We start from the raw sequence: 15,975 nt of genomic DNA, 5'->3' as shown, positions 1-15,975 counted from the left end.
TAGAGATGCGACATATGAGCCAGTTAGAGATGCGACAGTCGTCGCCTCTTGGGATGCTGGTCAAACGTCAACGTTTGGAAGGAAGACTGGCGAGGTGAAGCGTGGTTGAGACCATGAGCGTTCGGAGTCGTCATGTCTTGTTTGATCACCATGTCGCAGAAGGAATTGCATCGTCTTGAACTGATCCAGCGGATTCGCGGGCGCAGCCTGACCGTCGTCGAGGCGGCCGCGTTGCTTCGTCTTAGCCGCAGTCAGGTCCACCGGCTGTTGCAGGCCTATGACCAGGCCGGCGCCGACGGTCTCGTCTCGAAGAAGCGCGGCCGTCCGAGCAACCGGCGTTACAGCGAGGACTTCCGCAACCTGGTGCTCGACCTGGTGCGTGAGCATTACCTGGATTTTGGACCGACGTTGGCCGCCGAGAAGCTGCTCGAACGCCACCGGATTGCCGTCAGCAAGGAGACGCTGCGTCAGTGGATGATGGAAGCCGGCATCTGGGTGTCGCGACGCGAGCGCAAGAAGCGGGTTTTCCAGCCGCGCGGCCGGCGCGATTGTTTCGGCGAACTCGTTCAGATCGACGGCTCGCTTCATTGGTGGTTCGAGAACCGCGGACCCAAATGCGCCCTGCTCGTCTATATCGACGATGCCACCGGCAAGCTCTTGCATCTGCGCTTCGCCGGATCGGAGAACACCTTCGACTATCTGCACGCGACGAAGGCCTATCTGCAGCAATGGGGCAAGCCGATCGCCTTCTACAGCGACAAGCATGGCATCTTCCGCACCACCCATGCTTCCAAGAAGGACAGAACCAGTGGCCTGACGCAGTTCGGCCGGGCCCTTTATGAGCTCAACATCGACATCATCTGCGCCAATACCCCGCAGGCCAAGGGGCGCGTCGAGCGCGCCAACCAGACGCTGCAGGATCGGCTGGTCAAGGAACTGCGGCTGCGCGGCATCGACTCGATCGCGGCGGCCAATGCCTATGCGCCGGAGTTCATGGCCGACTTCAATCGCCGCTTTGGCAAGGCGCCGCGCAATCCGAAGGACATGCATCGGCCGTTTGCCGCGCATGAGAACCTCGATGGCGCCATGTGCCGCAAGGAGGTCCGCAAGCTGTCGCAGTCGCTGACGCTGCGCTATGACAAGGTGATGTTCATCCTCGATCCGACCGACCTCGCCACGGCGCTCGCCGGCAAGAAGCTCATTGTCTGCGACTATCCCGACGGCCGCCTCGAGATCACCCATGAGGGGACGTCCCTGCCCTACAGAGCCTTCGACACCTTACGGTCGGTGCACCGCTCCGAGGTGGTCGAGAACAAGCGCCTTGATGACATGCTGGCCGTGGTCGCCGAGATGCAGGCCGGACGAGAGCAACAGCGCAGCAAGGGCGGGCCGCGCCGCACCGGCCAGACGGACCACATGTTCGGCATACGCGACGGCAGCCAAAGCAATGGCTACCAAAAGCGCGGCACCAAGCCTGGCCGGAGGACGGATTTTACCAAGGATCCGGTGGTCATCGCCAAGCGCCAGCAAGCCCTTGCGCAGCTGAAGGCGGCGGAGTGATCGGGGTGTCAAAGCTAAAGTTTATCTTGCCGCTGGAGCCATCCGCCGCCGACCGGGCTGCGCAACCCTGACCAGCTCCACCCGGCCGGCGGCTATCGTCTGCGTACTTTGTAAATATAGCAACTTGCAAACGAAGTAATAAGGAGTAGGATGACGTCGCGTTTCTAATTTGACTACTTTGTCTCATCTTTAAATAGCTGTGACATTTGGTGTAGCGGGGTGGGTTCAAGGATGAAGTGCGACTTGCGATAGATGCCAATGGGTTATCACTCGCAAGGAATGGTTCATGAGACGCACCTACTCCCAGATCGATATGGATGAACGTCGCAGGATCGCTCGCTGGCGATCGGCCGGCCTGAGCGCTACCGTCATCGCCGAGAAACTCGGACGGCATCGTTCGACGATTTTCCGCGAGCTCAGACGCAATGCTTTTGAGGATCCGCAGATGCCGGATCTGAGCGGCTACTAGGCGTCACGACACGAAAGTAGTGAATCTGTCCGACATTTGAGAACATAAAGTGATCATGCGATCATGCGGTGAGGATGGACGTTTCTCGCCCCAGGGGTCGGAGTTCGAGGCCTTCGGTCGGGGTCCAGATGTAATCGCCGGTGAGGCTGATGTGCTGCCATCCGAGGGGAGCAATGTGTTTGATCACATCCGGCGGGGTGGCGATTCCGTCACGGTTGAGATCGGCGAATGCCTGTTCCAGGTAGAGCGCGTTCCAGTAGACGATCGCATTCATCAGCAGGTTCAGCCCGGATGCCCGATAGAGTTGACTCTCGAAGGTCCGGTCCCGCAACTCGCCTAGACGGTTGAAGAAGAGCGCGCGCGGCAGGGTGTTCTGGGCTTCGCTCTTGTTGAGCCCGATGGTGGCGTTCCGGCGCATGTCGGGGTTCCGCCACCATTGCGGCAGGAAGATCGAACGGTTGATGCGGCCGATGTCGCGCAACGCTAACGCCAGTCCGTTTTGTCGCGGGAAAGCGGAGAGCTTCGCCAACAGGGTTGAGGGCCGGACCTGTCCGGAACGGATCGTCGTTACGAGACGAAGGATATCGTTCCAGTTCGCTTTGATTCGCTCGACGTTGATGGGCTCGCCGACAAGAGGTTCGAGGTTTTCTGGCGCTGCGTCGCCGGGGAAAAGATAGAGCCTACGATCCTTGAGACCGCGCAGCCGCGGGACGAGCTGGAAACCGAGGAGATGGCAGAGCGCAAAGCTCATGTCGCTGACCCCGCCGGTGTCGACGTAGTGGGTTTCGATGGCGAGATCGCTGCCATGATAAAGGAGACCGTCGAGGACATGGATGGCCTCGCTCGCATTGGCGTTCATGACGATGATGTAGAAAGCGCCATATTGGTCGGAGGTGAACCGGTAGAATTTGGCACCGGGATTGGGGCCGTAGCGGGCATTGAGATCACCGAGCGCCTCGCCGTAGCCGCCGGCCTGGAAATACTGCCCGTCCGAGGACGACGTCGTTCCATCCCCCCACATTTTCGAAAGCGGCAACTGCCTCTGGGCGTTGATCAGAATGGCTTGGGCGGCAGAGTAACCCTCCTCGCGGATATGCCAGTCGTGGGCCCAGGCAAGCTGCCGCATCGTCAGGCCGGGGGAGACGTCGGCCATTCTGGTCAGACCAAGATTGATGCCATCGGCCAGAACCGCGGTGAGCAGTGCAAGCCTGTTGTCGGCGGTTCGGCCGGTGCGCAGATGCGTGAAAGCGTTCGAAAAGCCCGTCCGCGCATCGACCTCGAGGATCAGGTCGGTAATCCGGATGGCAGGCAATCGGGCTTCCACTTTCGGCTTCAGCGATTTGGCGATGTCCGGGAAGGTGGCTCTGTGCGGCGTGATGTTGAAACCGGCCTCGGTCAATTCGACATCGTCAAGTTCGCCCGCTTCCGCCAGGCGGGAAAGGTCGCGCAGCCCCTCGTTCAAGATCATGCGCTGCTGTTGCAGATAGGCTTCGACGTCGGTTTCGACGGCGATCGGGAGCGGTCCTTCCTCGCGCATCAGCTCGAATGTCGGCGTAGGGATGAGGAAGCTTTCGAATGACTGGAAGCGCTTCGATCCCTCGACCCAGACATCGCCGGCATCGAGCCTGCGCTTCAACTCGCTGAAGAGGCAGAATTCGTAGGCCCTGCGGTTGATCTTGCCGTCCTCAAGGATCAGCGGCATCCAAGCCTTCGGGGCGAAGGATATGGGGGCCTTGTCCGGTATGTTGCGTTTACTGGAGCGATAAAGATCGGCGGTCACCGAAAGGGCGCGTAGGAGGTTCGCCGCGACGGCATGGCCGCGGAACACGAAGGTCGACAGGAATTCCGGTGCCATTTTGCGGATGGTCGGATAGCGCTGGAGCAACTCGGCCTTGCCATCAATCATGTCCGGGGCGATCAGCGTGTCGACGGCCTCGACGCTGGTGACGAATTCCGGCCAACGAATGACACGCTCGAGCGCCAAGCCGACGTCCTCGCCCGCTTCTCTGGCTTTAATGATCGCGTGGCAAACCTGGGAGACGTCCTTCAGTGGTTTCTGAAGCTCCCGGACGGAACGGGTAACCCTCTTGGCCGCCTGATTGTCGGCGCGCCGCGTCAATGCGCCGATCAGTTTCTTGAACATGTCGATTGCACAATCGGTCAGATTGCGTGACAGGTGCAGGATTGTCGCGGCCAGCACGGCGTACCGGCGTTCCGGATTGAGGTCACGCAGATGCTGTGCGCTCATCCGCATCCCCTCCGAGGCAAGCTCCTCGAAAAGCTTGGCCGGAATGCGCTCTGCCAGGTTCGCCGGCAGGGCCAGCGATCGGAGAAATTGCACCTGCTCGGCGATCCTGTCGAGATTGGCGGCGTTCGGCGACAGTGCCGGCGCCCGGATCCATGCCAGAGTGGTCACGGTCGTGCCCGCACGCATGTCGAGAAGCCGGTCGAGATCGAGCTTCTGGCTCTCCGAAAGGCCGCCGGCGAGCGCTCGATGGGCGATGCGCAAGCCACGCCGAATTGCGACATGGATGATGGTTTCCAACGCCGCGCGGGCTGGCAGGAGGATACGTCGGCGACGAAGTTCCTCCACCACCATTTCCGCGAGAGCGTCGGCGCGACGCAAGGTTTGCGCCGCCGGCGTCAGCCAGCCTGTGAGCGCTCGCACGTCGGAGGATGCAAACGGGCGCGTCTTTGTTCTCTCGAAAACCAAGGCCAGATGTTCGCGTCGCGTCTGCGGCCGCTCGAAATACTTATGAATCTCACGATGATCGACGCCGATCTGCCGGGCCAAATACCGCAGGACGCCCTCCGGCAGGACTTCACGGTCCGCCAGCGGCCGGCCGGGGTAGCGAAGCATCGCCAGAACGCAAGCAAGCCCCAGTCGGTTCGGTGCCCTATTCTGCCGCATGATCAGGTCGAGATCCGCGCGTTCGAGCGTGTAGTGCTTGACGATGTCTCTCTCGTCGTCCGGGATGGCTGTCGCCTGGTTCCACCACGCTTCACTCAAAAGGGTTCGTCTAGCCATTCGCCCACCCTGCTGTTTCATCGCGCCGGGCTACAGCGGAACCGAATTTGACCTGTCCGCCAAACGGAGATTTGCCGGCATCCACAGGAAATGTCCGCAAACGTGCCTTGACAATGGAAAAACGGACGGAAAGATTGCCGGACGGATAAACGGACACGACCCTCTCCATGCCCGCCATTGGCTATGCGCGCGTCTCGACCGACGCCCAAGACATGACCCTGCAGCGCGACGCCCTGGCCAAGGCCGGGTGCACCAAGATTTTCGAAGACATCGCTTCCGGCGCCAAGGCCGAACGGCCCGGTTTAATTGAGGCTCTTGGTTACCTCCGCGACGGTGACGTGCTCGTGGTATGGAAATTCGACCGGCTCGGGCGCTCCCTGCCGCATCTCATTGAAACCGTCACCAGCCTGCAGGCGCGCGGCATTGGACTGCGGTCGCTGACCGAGAACATTGACACCACGACATCCGGCGGCAAGCTCGTTTTTGCGATCTTCGGCGCGCTCGCCGAATTCGAGCGCGATGTTATCCGCGAACGAACGGCAGCTGGACTCAAGGCGGCGGCTGCACGTGGTCGAAAGGCCGGCCGCAAGCCGGTCGTCACGCCGGACAAGCTCGCCCGGGCTAAAGTTCTCATCGATCAAGGCCTGACAGTGAGGGAGGCGGCGGCACGCCTCAGGATCGGAAAGACTGCCTTATATGCGGCGCTGCGCTAACAACTGGAACGTACACAATCGTTCTAAGTGGGGAGAATGAAGGCATTGTCGAAGCGACAGGTCATGTCGGTGAGTTACATCGCGCCTGACGCGTCCAATATCGACCAGTCGAGCCTTGCGACCGCCGAGGTGCGCAGCTCGCACGGCGTCAATCGGGCGTGGCTGGCGACCTTCAATAACCACACATTCTGGGCTCGCTGCCAACCCATTGGAGATCACGCGGCCGAAGCGTTCAATCCAAATTGCGAGAGAAATTTGCCGCCGATTCACTTTTCGCTTGCGAAGTGCGGTGGCTTCTCACTAAACAATCACTCTATCGCAATAGTTGTGACAGCGACCGATGAGCAATGCAGCGCGGCGGGCAGTTCGGGCAATTGCACTGCTGTGGGAGGATTTTTGCTGGCGGCGATGCCGCAGCACGTGGGAGATCTCACCTTGATTGGAGTGAATTCGCCGGCTCGAATCCAAGCGCAGTCCTGCATTCGACGTCGTCTTTCAAGAGCGCGCAAACGGTAAGAGTGTTTTTTGATCGCAATTGCGAAACACACGACCGTCACTGGCAATTTCAGATGGAAAATGCGCTCGCACGGCTCTCTGAAAGTCACGTCTGCATATAATTGACCGACCGTATAAGTTGTAAATAGAAACGACGGAATATAGATTTCCGGGAGAAAGAAGATGGCCCTGTCGGACATAAGGTGGAAGCATCACTTTTGTGAAATGTTGTGGGGCATTATATCCAATCGCCTTTCCATAGGGATCTACGTCGGCATAGCACTGATTGCCGCCGCACTTGTAAGTCAGGTCACAAGACTTCCGGTTTACATCCCCGCGATTATATTCGTATCGTTGGTTGTCATTGTGAATCCACCAAGAAAGATAAGGGAGTTTCGCAGTAAAAGGGGCGAATAATCTGGGATCTTTCCTTGTGTAATTAGCTGATAATATAGAGAGGTTTGACCCCGATGGCATCATACTCTGAAGTTTTTGCACCGTCACAAATTGAGCTTCTGTATGATGGAATCACCGAAGAGCTACGAAATTTGGGTGATTTTGCCCTGGGTGACGGCGCAAACACGCTCGGAAAAGCTCTACAATCTTTGGGAGGTGCGCTGAGTGCCGCCGGGAACCCTCGTGCTGAAGCTTACGGCGAGGTCCTGGAAAATGTCGGATTGGCTTTGGAAACAGGCTCCTCTGCGTATCTGGAGGGAATTTCTCTCGAGTCGGCAGCAAAGATAGGTACTGACATCGGTGTCGGTACTTTGGCGGGCGTAACCCTATTTGAGGTTGCAGGTTTTATCGGCGCCATATCGGCGGAATTCTTGCAATTGGGAATTGTTTGGCAATTGGGCCTGTTCCTCGGTTCGCCGATCGGTATGGCGATGATGGTTGGCTTGATCGCGGGATTTCTATACGCATACAATGAAGAGCTCGTTGCCCCGCTTTCGGACGCGATCTTCGATCAGCTCGTATCTCCCCTTCTCCAATTCCTCCGCGATCCGCTCATCCTCGACCTCGATGGCGATGGTGTCGAGCTGTCGTCGCTGGTCGATTCCAGCGTCCACTTCGATTATGACCGCGACGGCTTTGCCGAGAAGACCGGCTGGGTCTCTGCCGATGACGGCATCCTGGTGATTGATGCCAACAGCAACGGCTCGGTCGATGACGCTGGCGAGCTCTTCGGATCGCCGTCGCAAGACGGCTTCGCGGTGCTGGAAACCTTGGACAGCAACCGCGACGGCAAGATCGACGCCGAGGACGACGCTTTCGCGCAACTGCGCGTGTGGCGCGATTTGGATCAGGACGGTGTTTCCGACGAAGGCGAGTTGATAACGCTGGAGGAAGCCGGAATTACGTCGATTTCGCTTGTGCGCACCGATGTGACCGGCACCAACAACGGCCATGACATCGGTTTTGAGGCAGAGTTCACGCGAACCGATGGCACCACCGGCACGGCGCAGACGATTTACTTTGAGACCGACCGTCAGGATACGCGCGGGGACCACACACCCGACTTTGTCGTCGCCGATGGCGTGGCAATGCTTCCTCAGCTTCCGGGTTCCGGACAAATCAACTCGATCGCCTGGAAGGCGACCGAAGACGCCCAGTTCCGAGAAGACTGGACCGCATTGACCGATCAGGCGGCGGCGCTGACACCCGTAGAATTGCGATCTAGCTTCACAAGTCTGCTGCTAAGGTGGGCGAGCGTCGATAGCCTCGATGAAAACTCGCGTGGCGAATACGTTAACGCTCAGCATCTGGCCTTCGTCGAAAAATTCTTCGGCACGGTCTATAACGAAGTCCAGCGCGGGCAACACTCCAGCACGTCCCCATCCAGGGACACTGCCGGAGCAGCAATCGAGGCAAGCTTTGAGGAAATAGTCGACGTGCTATTGACGGCGTTCCTCAGCCAGGTCGGTCGTAGCGTCATCGTGCGTGGTGGCGAACTGGACGCCGTGGTCTCAAGCCCCTATTTCGCCTATGCGATCCTCGACTTCAGCGAGCCTGGCGAGACCGCGACCCCGGCCGATAGAAATGTGCCGCAGGTCGTAGATCTGATTACCCGGATGCTCCCAACAGAGGAAGGCGCTGCAGCCGAATTTCTCGTGCGTGCTCTCGGTGGCCTCGAAGGCATGCCGTTGAATCGTCGATGGCCCAGGTAACGGACGCCGTTCTCCAACAGATGGCCACGTCGATTCTGAAGGGTGGAGCAGCATTTGGCTCTACAGACGATGATGGTCTGTTCCAACTCGAGGGGGATAACCTCTTCGACGGCGGCCACGGCGACGACGTGCTTGTTTCAGGCGCCGGAAGTGACCTCTTCATATATCGGAAGGGTGATGGCTCCGACGTCATTCGCGATATATCGAAGTCGGTGGATGAGCAGGACATTCTTGTTCTTACTGATCTTAATCTGACCGATCTGACTTTCGAACGCATCGGCGATACGCTGCGCATCAGAATTGCAAGCACGAATGAAACCATCGTTTCGGAAGATTTCTTTCGAAGCTGGGGCCACGAAAACCGCGGCATTGACAAAATTCGTCTGGCCGACGGCTCGGAGCTCTCACGCGAACAGATTGCACGCCTCTCCATGATGCTGGGCAACGACAACGCGAATGCGCTCACCGATACAGCGTCCGACGATATGTTGCGTGGCGACGGCGGCGACGACCAGATCACGATAAGTGGCGGCAGTGACACAGTCATTTACGCCGTAGGCGACGGCTACGACGTGATCACCGACACCAGCGGCCTCAAGACAGAAACCGACGTCCTTAAGCTCCTCGGATTGAGACCGGAAGACATCGAGCTTTCTCGGGTTGGTAGCGACCTCTTCATCTTGGTAAAATCTTCAGGCGAACAGATCACCAGCACGAATTTCTTCCGAACGGATTCTGCGACTGGGACGATCGGTCGCTGGGGTATCGATCAGATCAAGTTCGAGAACGGGGTAGCGTGGGATAAAGCGACAATTACTTCTCACGCCTGGATTCGGGGTGACAGCGGTGCCAACTCCCTCAGTGGAGACTCAACAGATAACATTCTGTTTGGCGGTGCTGGAAACGATACGCTCGAAGGCGGCATGGGTTCGGACACCTATGTCTGGAAGATCGGGGATGGCAGCGACACGATCGTCGAAGGTCAAGCAACCGAAACGCAAAAGAGTGATCGCTTGCTGCTTCAGGATCTCCGAAGCGGTGATGTTGAATTCTTCCGTCGCGGGACGTCGCTGGTCATTCGTGTGAAGGCAACCGGCGAAGCGATCGAGGTGTCCAACCAGTTCTACGGCATCGACAACATTCAGGAGGACTGGGACGCAACTCGATTTGGCCTGGAGCAGATCGAGTTTTCGGACGGGAGTCTTTGGGGTCGCGACAGGTTCATGAAGGCGATCATCAACCCCGGATTCGATCTGGATGTCAGCACGCTGATATACAGTGGCGCCGCCCTATACCGCTATTTTACTGACGAACTTGGGCATCAGGGCAACATATTCTACGGCGCAGAACAATTCACCTATCTGTTTGGTGATCACGACATCGCATACGGAACAGAGTTCAACGATCGCATTGGCGATGGGGGATGGGGCAGCGCAGATCCCGCCGGTTACGTAGTTAGCAGTGCCTCAAATGACGGCCACAACCTCTTCGATGGCGGAAAAGGCAATGATGTATTGATCGGTGGCGGTGGCCACGACGCTCTCATTGGCGGCGAAGGCAGCGACACGATCTATGGCGATGGGGAGTCTGAATCCGGCAACTCTGGCTCAGGATATGACAGTCTTGATGGTGGCTACGGGGACGACCGGCTTTATGGAGGCGGTGGTGACGACTCTCTGAGCGGTGGCGAGGGCAGTGATCTCCTCTCTGGCGGTGATGGTGCCGACAAGCTTGTGGAAAGTGGAGATGGAAACGACACCTTCATCGGAGGTCGAGGTGATGATCTGATCGTGTCCGGCTCGGTCCTCGACAGCGGAAACGATGTGTTCGTTTACGCTCGAGGAGACGGAAACGACATCATCGTTGAAGGATCATCTTCCACCGTTGAGACGGACACTCTGAGATTCGTAGATCTAAATGCGGATGATATCGTTCTGTCTCGTGTCGGCAGCGATCTCCTCATTCGGGTCACCAGCACCGGCGAAAGTATCTATAACGCTGGCTTCTTCGGTGTCTCGAACACACTTTCTGCCTCCGTCGGATTAGACCGAATCGAATTTGCAGACGGCTCGGTTTGGGGTCGCGATACCATCTGGGAAAAGGCGTGGTTTCGGGGCACGGATGGCCGAGACGTAATCACAACCAGATCGGTCGTCAACAATACATTCAGCGGCGGTCGCGGTGACGATATCATCATCTCGGGCATATTTGGCACGACCGAGAACGGCAGTGACACGTTCGTTTATGCCAGCGGCGATGGCAATGACAGGATCGAAGACGGCGGACTCTACGCTCACGAGGTGGATCGTCTGCGCCTTACTGACCTGAATTCGTCAAATGTCCAGCTATCCCGCTTGGGCGGCGACATGTTCATCAGAGACCTGTTGACCGGGCATGTCATCACCGCAGCTGGAGTTTTCGCAAGCACAAGTAACGCATTTGGTGTCGATGAGATTGTTTTCGCAGATGGCGAGAGATGGGACCGGATCAGGATGCACTCCGAGTCTTGGTTCCGCGGTTCGCTTGGCCGGGACTACATCGAAACGTCCGATAGGGGCGACAATACGTTCGTTGGTGGGCTCGGTGACGACACGCTTGTCTCCGCAGCAACATCGAACAATGGTAGTGACACAGATATTTACAATCTCGGCGATGGCAACGACATCATTCACGATCGCAGTTCTTCCAGTACGGAGATCGACACTTTAGTACTGAATAATATCAATCCAGAGGATGTGCGCCTTTTGTCAGAATCAGGCGGCATAGTCATCCGTTTCACGACCAGCGGAGAGTTCGTCACGGATCTGCAGTCGCTCACAGACGGATATGGAATCGACAAAATCATCTTCGGTGATGGGAATATTTGGTCGCGAGCAGACATTCTGTATTGGGCAAAAGAAGGGTCCGCCTTCTATGGTGGGACCAGCGGCGCTGATCAGATCATCGGATCGAAATACGATCAGCGCCTTAGTGGTAATTTGGGAGCGGATTACATAGATGGCCGCGGCGGTAGCGACATCATCTTTGGCGACGGCGGGAACGATACCTTGGCTGTCAGCATCTCCATGCTCGGTGACATTGATCAGCTTGATGGTGGCGAAGGAAACGACACTGTTACCTTCCAAGATCTCTCTACTTCGGTCTTTGTAGATCTCGTGCTCAACCAGGGTGAGGTCAGGACGTCGGATACGTTCTCAGCTTCTACCAGCAGCGACAGGCTAATTGCCACCCTCATCGGCGTCGAAAACGTGATTGGTACCAAGTTCGATGACCGCCTCTTCGGCAATGATGCGGCAAACACGCTTTCTGGCAATGCAGGCGACGACGTTCTCGATGGCCGGTCTGGCAACGATACGCTCTCCGGCGGCCTCGGCGATGACACTCTGTTGGGCTATCTTGGCAACGACATCTTGGAAGGTGGCCATGGCGCCGACCGGCTGGAAGGCGGAGCAGGAAACGATACCTATGTGTTCACCCGCGGTGACGGCAATGACGGGATTTTAGAGGTTGATGGCCAAGGGACCGACAGCCTGCGGCTGAAAGGTATTGTGCCATCGGAAGTCTCGCTCGCTCGCGCCGGCAACGATTTACTGATTACTGTCGGGGGCGGTGAAGGCGGGACGTTGCGGCTGGTTGCTGCGACAGCCTCGTACCGGCATTTCGATCAGTATGGCATCGAGGAGATTGTCTTCGATGATGGGACGAAATGGGACACTGCCTTCCTGCGTCAATGGTCGATCTACGACTCGGCGACGGATGGAGATGATACGCTTATAGGCACAGATGCGTCGGGCAAATTTGGGGGCGGGAAAGGGAATGATACCCTCGACGGTGGTCGTGGCAACGACACCTACTATTACAGCCGCGGCGACGGCAACGACACCATCACCGAGGGGACCAACAGCGGCAATGCCGACCAGCTCATCCTCGTCGATATCAACCCCGCCGACGTGACGCTGGTCCGCAACGGAAACCACGTCACCCTCGCCATCGCCGAGAGTGCGGCGGGCGTCGGAGATGCAGGCTCCATCCTCATCAAGGAAGCCCTCGACGACTTCTACGATCAGGGCCTCGACAAGATCGTCTTTGCCGGCGGCACCACCTGGACGCGGGCGGACATGCGAGGGCTGCTGCTTTCACAGGCTTCGACGTCCGGAAACGATACGATCGTTGGGTTCAACGCCGCCGACACGATCGCAGGAGGCCTGGGCGACGACACACTGACCGGCGGGGCCGGTAACGATGCCTTCGTCTTCCGGCCGGGCTTTGGTCTCGACACGATAACCGACTTCAAAGCTGGCTCGGGGGCGGGCGACGTTCTTGAGTTCCAAAACACGCTCTTCGCCAACTTCGAATCCGTCCTTGCCGCGGCAGCGCAGGCGGGCTCCGACACTGTGATCACCTTCGACGCGGCCAATACGATTACGTTGAAGAACGTCACCTTGGCGAACCTGCATGCCGACGATGTCCGCTTCGTTGCTTGAGGGCTGACGCGTGACGGCACTGATGACGGACGGGCGGCGATCGCTGGTCGCCGCCGCTCTTCGCCAAACCCGCAAGGCATTTATCGGGGTGGCGGCGCTCAGCGCCGTCACCAATCTTTTGATGCTGACCGGACCGCTGTTCATGATGCAGGTCTATGACCGGGTGCTCGCCAGCCGCAGCGTGCCGACGCTGGTGGCACTGTCGATCCTGGCGATCGCCCTCTATCTGTTTCTCGGACTGCTGGAAGTCATCCGCTCGCGCATCCTCACCCAGATCGGCCATCGGCTGGAGGAGGAGCTGGGCGGCCCGACCTTCGACACCGTTTTGAAGCTGCCGCTCCGGATGTCGAAGAAGGAGGCGATCGCGCAGCCGCTCCGCGATCTCGACCAGGTGCGCCAGTTCATGAGCGGGCAAGGCCCGGTCGCCATCTGCGACATGCCGTGGCTGCCGGTCTACCTCGCCATCCTGTTCCTTTTCCATTCTTTTCTCGGCTGGATCACTGTCGCTGGCGCCGTCATCCTGCTTGCCTTGACGCTCGTCAGCGAGGTGACGCTGCGGCAGCCGATGCAGCGTCTCGCCCAGCTCGGAGGAAACCGCAGCGAGTTCATCGAGGCCGGCCGAAGGAATGCCGAGGCGCTGCATGCGATGGGGATGAGCGGCGCCTATGCCGCGCGCTGGCATGAGATGAACGCCGGCTATGTCGACGTACAGAGACGCACCAGCGACGCCAGCAGCGGCTTCGCGGCCGCGTCGAAGATCTTCCGCTTGGCGTTGCAGTCGGCGGTGCTCGCGCTCGGGGCGTGGCTGGCGATCTACCAACTGGCGTCGCCGGGGGCGATGATCGCCTCGTCGATCCTGACCTCGCGGGCGCTCGCGCCGATCGAGCAGGCGGTCGCGCAATGGCGCGGGTTCGTCAACGCGCGGCAGGCGCGCCGCCGCCTCGAGAGCGTGCTCGACAAGTTCTCCGAGGACCGCCAGCCGATGCCTCTGCCGGCGCCGCGGCAAACCTTGGACGCGGCCGGGCTCGTCGTCGCCGCGCCCGGCAGCAATGCAGCCATTGTTCGCGATGTCTCCTTCAAGCTCGCCGCGGGCCAGGGCGTCGGCATTATCGGCCCGAGCGGCTCCGGAAAGTCGACCCTGGCCCGTGCCTTGGTCGGTGTCTGGCCGCCCGCCCGCGGCACGATCCGCCTCGACGGGGCCGAGCTCGGCCAATGGGAGCCAGAATCGCTTGGGCCTTCGATCGGCTACCTACCGCAAGGCGTCGACCTGTTCGACGGCACGATCGCCGAAAACATCAGCCGCTTCGCCAAGGATGTGGACCCCGCCGCGATCATCGAAGCGGCCGAGCAAGCCGGCGTGCATCAGCTGATCCTGTCGATGCCGGAAGGCTACGACACCCGGATCGGTGCTGCCGGCGCCATCCTGTCGGCCGGCCAGCGCCAGCGCATCGGCCTAGCCCGGGCGCTCTACGGCAAGCCGTTCCTGCTGGTGCTCGATGAACCGAATGCCAGCCTCGACGCGGAAGGCGAGGCGGCGCTGACCAATGCCATCCTCGCGGCCCGCAAGACCGGCGCGATCGTCGTCGTCATCGCTCACCGGCCGAATGCCCTGGCCGCCGTCGATCAGGTCCTCGTCATGGCCGAGGGCCGAGCCGTCGCCTTCGGCCCGCGCGACGAGGTGCTGCGCAAGACCACCGTCCGCGCCGTGTCGGAGACCGCATGAGCACCAAAGCAGAAAGCCGCGCCGCAAAGGCCATCTCCCGCTACATGCTGATCGCCGGCGTCTCGGTCGCGGCGCTGGTCTTCGGCGTCGGCGGCTGGGCGGCGACCAGCAATCTCTCAGGCGCCGTCCTTGGAGCCGGGACCGTTGTCGTCGAGGGCAACGTCAAGCGCATCCAGCACCGTGACGGCGGCATTGTCGGCGAGATTCGGGTACGCGACGGCCAACAGGTGAAGGCCGGCGAATTGCTGATCCGGCTCGACGATACCGTCACCCGCGCCAACCTGGCGGTCATCACCAAGCAGATCGACCAGTTGCAGGCGCGCGCCATGCGGCTGACCGCCGAGCGCGACGAGGCGGCGGAACCGGCGCCGTCGAAGGAACTGCAGGCAAGACTCGGCGATCCCGAGGTCGCCGCCTATGTCGCCGCGGAAAGGGCGCTGTTCCACGCCCGCAAGCGCACGATCGACGGCCAGAAGGCGCAACTCAGCCAGCGGGTGCATCAACTGGCGCAGGAAGCCGACGGACTGACGGCCCGCCGCGACGCCAAGGACGACGAATTGAAGCTGATCGACGAGGAGCTGGAGGGCATCGCCAGCCTGCACGCGAAGGGGCTGATGCCGTTCTCGCGGCTAGCCGAGCTCAAGCGGATGAAGGCGCAATTGTCAGGTGAGCGAGGGCAACTGACGGCCGAGATCGCCCGCACCGCGACACAGACGACCGAAACCGAGCTTCAGATCCTGCAACTCGACCAGAACCGCCGCTCCGAGGTGCTGACGGAACTGCGTGACGTCGACAACAAGCTGGCGGAACTCACCGAGCAGCGGGTCGCCGCCGAGGATCAATTGAAGCGCATCGATATCCTGTCGCCGCAAAACGGCATCGTGCACGAGCTGGCCGTGCACACGGTCGGCGGCGTCATTGCCGCCGGCGAAACCGTCATGCAGATCGTGCCCGTCAACGACAGCCTCGTCGTCGACGCCAAGATCCAGCCGGCCGACATCGACCAACTGCATCTCGGGCAGAAGGCGACCTTGCGCTTATCCGCCTTCAATCAGCGCACGACGCCGGAAATCGTCGGCGAAATCCAGACGATCGCCGCGAATCTCAGCACAAACCCGCAGACCGGCGAGGCGTGGTACACCGCGCGCATCCGGATTTCCGCGGCGGAGCTCCGGAAGCTCGGCAGCCTCGCCCTGCACGCTGGCATGCCGGTCGAGGCGTTCATCCAGACCGGCGAGCGCACGGCGCTTTCCTACCTCGTCAAACCGCTCGCTGATCAGATCGCCCGCGCGATGCGAGAGGAATAGCTCGAGACTCGGTCTTTCGTCTTGTGAC

Annotated in this window: 8 protein-coding genes and 1 pseudogene; 8 read left to right on the top strand and 1 reads right to left on the bottom strand. The window is 59.8% G+C overall.

Going from position 1 to position 15,975, the window contains the following annotated elements; all coding sequences use genetic code 11:
• Window positions 1-132 precede the first annotated feature (132 nt).
• Together GHK62_RS07535 and GHK62_RS07530 are read left to right on the top strand one after the other, a co-directional pair.
• On the top strand, window positions 133-1,560 hold the full coding sequence (locus GHK62_RS07535) for an ISNCY family transposase (RefSeq protein WP_153437736.1): 1,428 nt from the start codon (window positions 133-135) through the stop codon (window positions 1,558-1,560).
• A gap of 286 nt (window positions 1,561-1,846) precedes the next feature.
• A pseudogene (locus GHK62_RS07530) lies at window positions 1,847-2,026 on the top strand (helix-turn-helix domain-containing protein); the annotation flags it as partial.
• Between the two features lie 64 nt (window positions 2,027-2,090).
• Here GHK62_RS07530 and GHK62_RS07525 read toward each other — a convergent pair.
• Entirely contained in the window at window positions 2,091-5,057 is a 2,967-nt protein-coding gene (locus GHK62_RS07525) for a Tn3 family transposase (RefSeq protein WP_153437734.1), read from the bottom strand.
• A 167-nt stretch (window positions 5,058-5,224) separates the two neighbouring features.
• On the opposite strand from GHK62_RS07525, the gene GHK62_RS07520 reads away from it, so the two are divergent.
• From GHK62_RS07520 to GHK62_RS07495, 6 genes are all read left to right on the top strand, one after another.
• Window positions 5,225-5,770: a recombinase family protein gene (locus GHK62_RS07520; RefSeq protein WP_153437732.1), complete on the top strand. Its 546-nt coding sequence runs from the start codon at window positions 5,225-5,227 to the stop codon at window positions 5,768-5,770.
• A gap of 36 nt (window positions 5,771-5,806) precedes the next feature.
• A complete protein-coding gene (locus tag GHK62_RS07515; RefSeq protein WP_153437730.1) occupies window positions 5,807-6,286 on the top strand; it encodes a hypothetical protein in 480 nt (159 codons plus the stop codon).
• 449 nt (window positions 6,287-6,735) lie between these two features.
• A complete protein-coding gene (locus GHK62_RS07510) occupies window positions 6,736-8,433 on the top strand; it encodes a hypothetical protein (protein WP_153437728.1) in 1,698 nt (565 codons plus the stop codon).
• The gene (locus tag GHK62_RS34140; RefSeq protein WP_153437726.1) at window positions 8,421-12,917 is read left to right on the top strand and encodes a calcium-binding protein; all 4,497 of its coding nucleotides are present in this window, start codon (window positions 8,421-8,423) and stop codon (window positions 12,915-12,917) included. The genes GHK62_RS07510 and GHK62_RS34140 overlap by 13 nt, the downstream gene beginning before the upstream one ends.
• 10 nt (window positions 12,918-12,927) lie before the next feature.
• Complete coding sequence (locus GHK62_RS07500; protein ID WP_327791102.1) at window positions 12,928-14,640, top strand: type I secretion system permease/ATPase; 1,713 nt, start codon at window positions 12,928-12,930, stop codon at window positions 14,638-14,640.
• A complete protein-coding gene (locus GHK62_RS07495; RefSeq protein ID WP_153437724.1) occupies window positions 14,637-15,947 on the top strand; it encodes an HlyD family type I secretion periplasmic adaptor subunit in 1,311 nt (436 codons plus the stop codon). Before GHK62_RS07500 ends, GHK62_RS07495 begins: the two co-directional genes overlap by 4 nt.
• Window positions 15,948-15,975 lie beyond the last annotated feature (28 nt).

Origin of the sequence: Sinorhizobium terangae, from assembly GCF_009601505.1 — a bacterium.
Taxonomy (GTDB): domain Bacteria; phylum Pseudomonadota; class Alphaproteobacteria; order Rhizobiales; family Rhizobiaceae; genus Sinorhizobium; species Sinorhizobium terangae.
Note: the sequence above shows the minus strand (reverse complement) of the source record. Positions and strands in the feature narration are given on the sequence as shown.

Excerpts from the sequence above, each read along its gene's own strand:
- GHK62_RS34140 (WP_153437726.1), top strand. The coding sequence starts at position 8,421 with ATGGCCCAGGTAACGGACGCCGTTCTCCAACAGATGGCCACGTCGATT.
- GHK62_RS07535 (WP_153437736.1), top strand. The coding sequence starts at position 133 with ATGTCTTGTTTGATCACCATGTCGCAGAAGGAATTGCATCGTCTTGAA.
- GHK62_RS07515 (WP_153437730.1), top strand. The coding sequence starts at position 5,807 with ATGAAGGCATTGTCGAAGCGACAGGTCATGTCGGTGAGTTACATCGCG.
- GHK62_RS07510 (WP_153437728.1), top strand. The coding sequence starts at position 6,736 with ATGGCATCATACTCTGAAGTTTTTGCACCGTCACAAATTGAGCTTCTG.
- GHK62_RS07525 (WP_153437734.1), bottom strand. The coding sequence starts at position 5,057 with ATGGCTAGACGAACCCTTTTGAGTGAAGCGTGGTGGAACCAGGCGACA.
- GHK62_RS07520 (WP_153437732.1), top strand. The coding sequence starts at position 5,225 with ATGCCCGCCATTGGCTATGCGCGCGTCTCGACCGACGCCCAAGACATG.
- GHK62_RS07495 (WP_153437724.1), top strand. The coding sequence starts at position 14,637 with ATGAGCACCAAAGCAGAAAGCCGCGCCGCAAAGGCCATCTCCCGCTAC.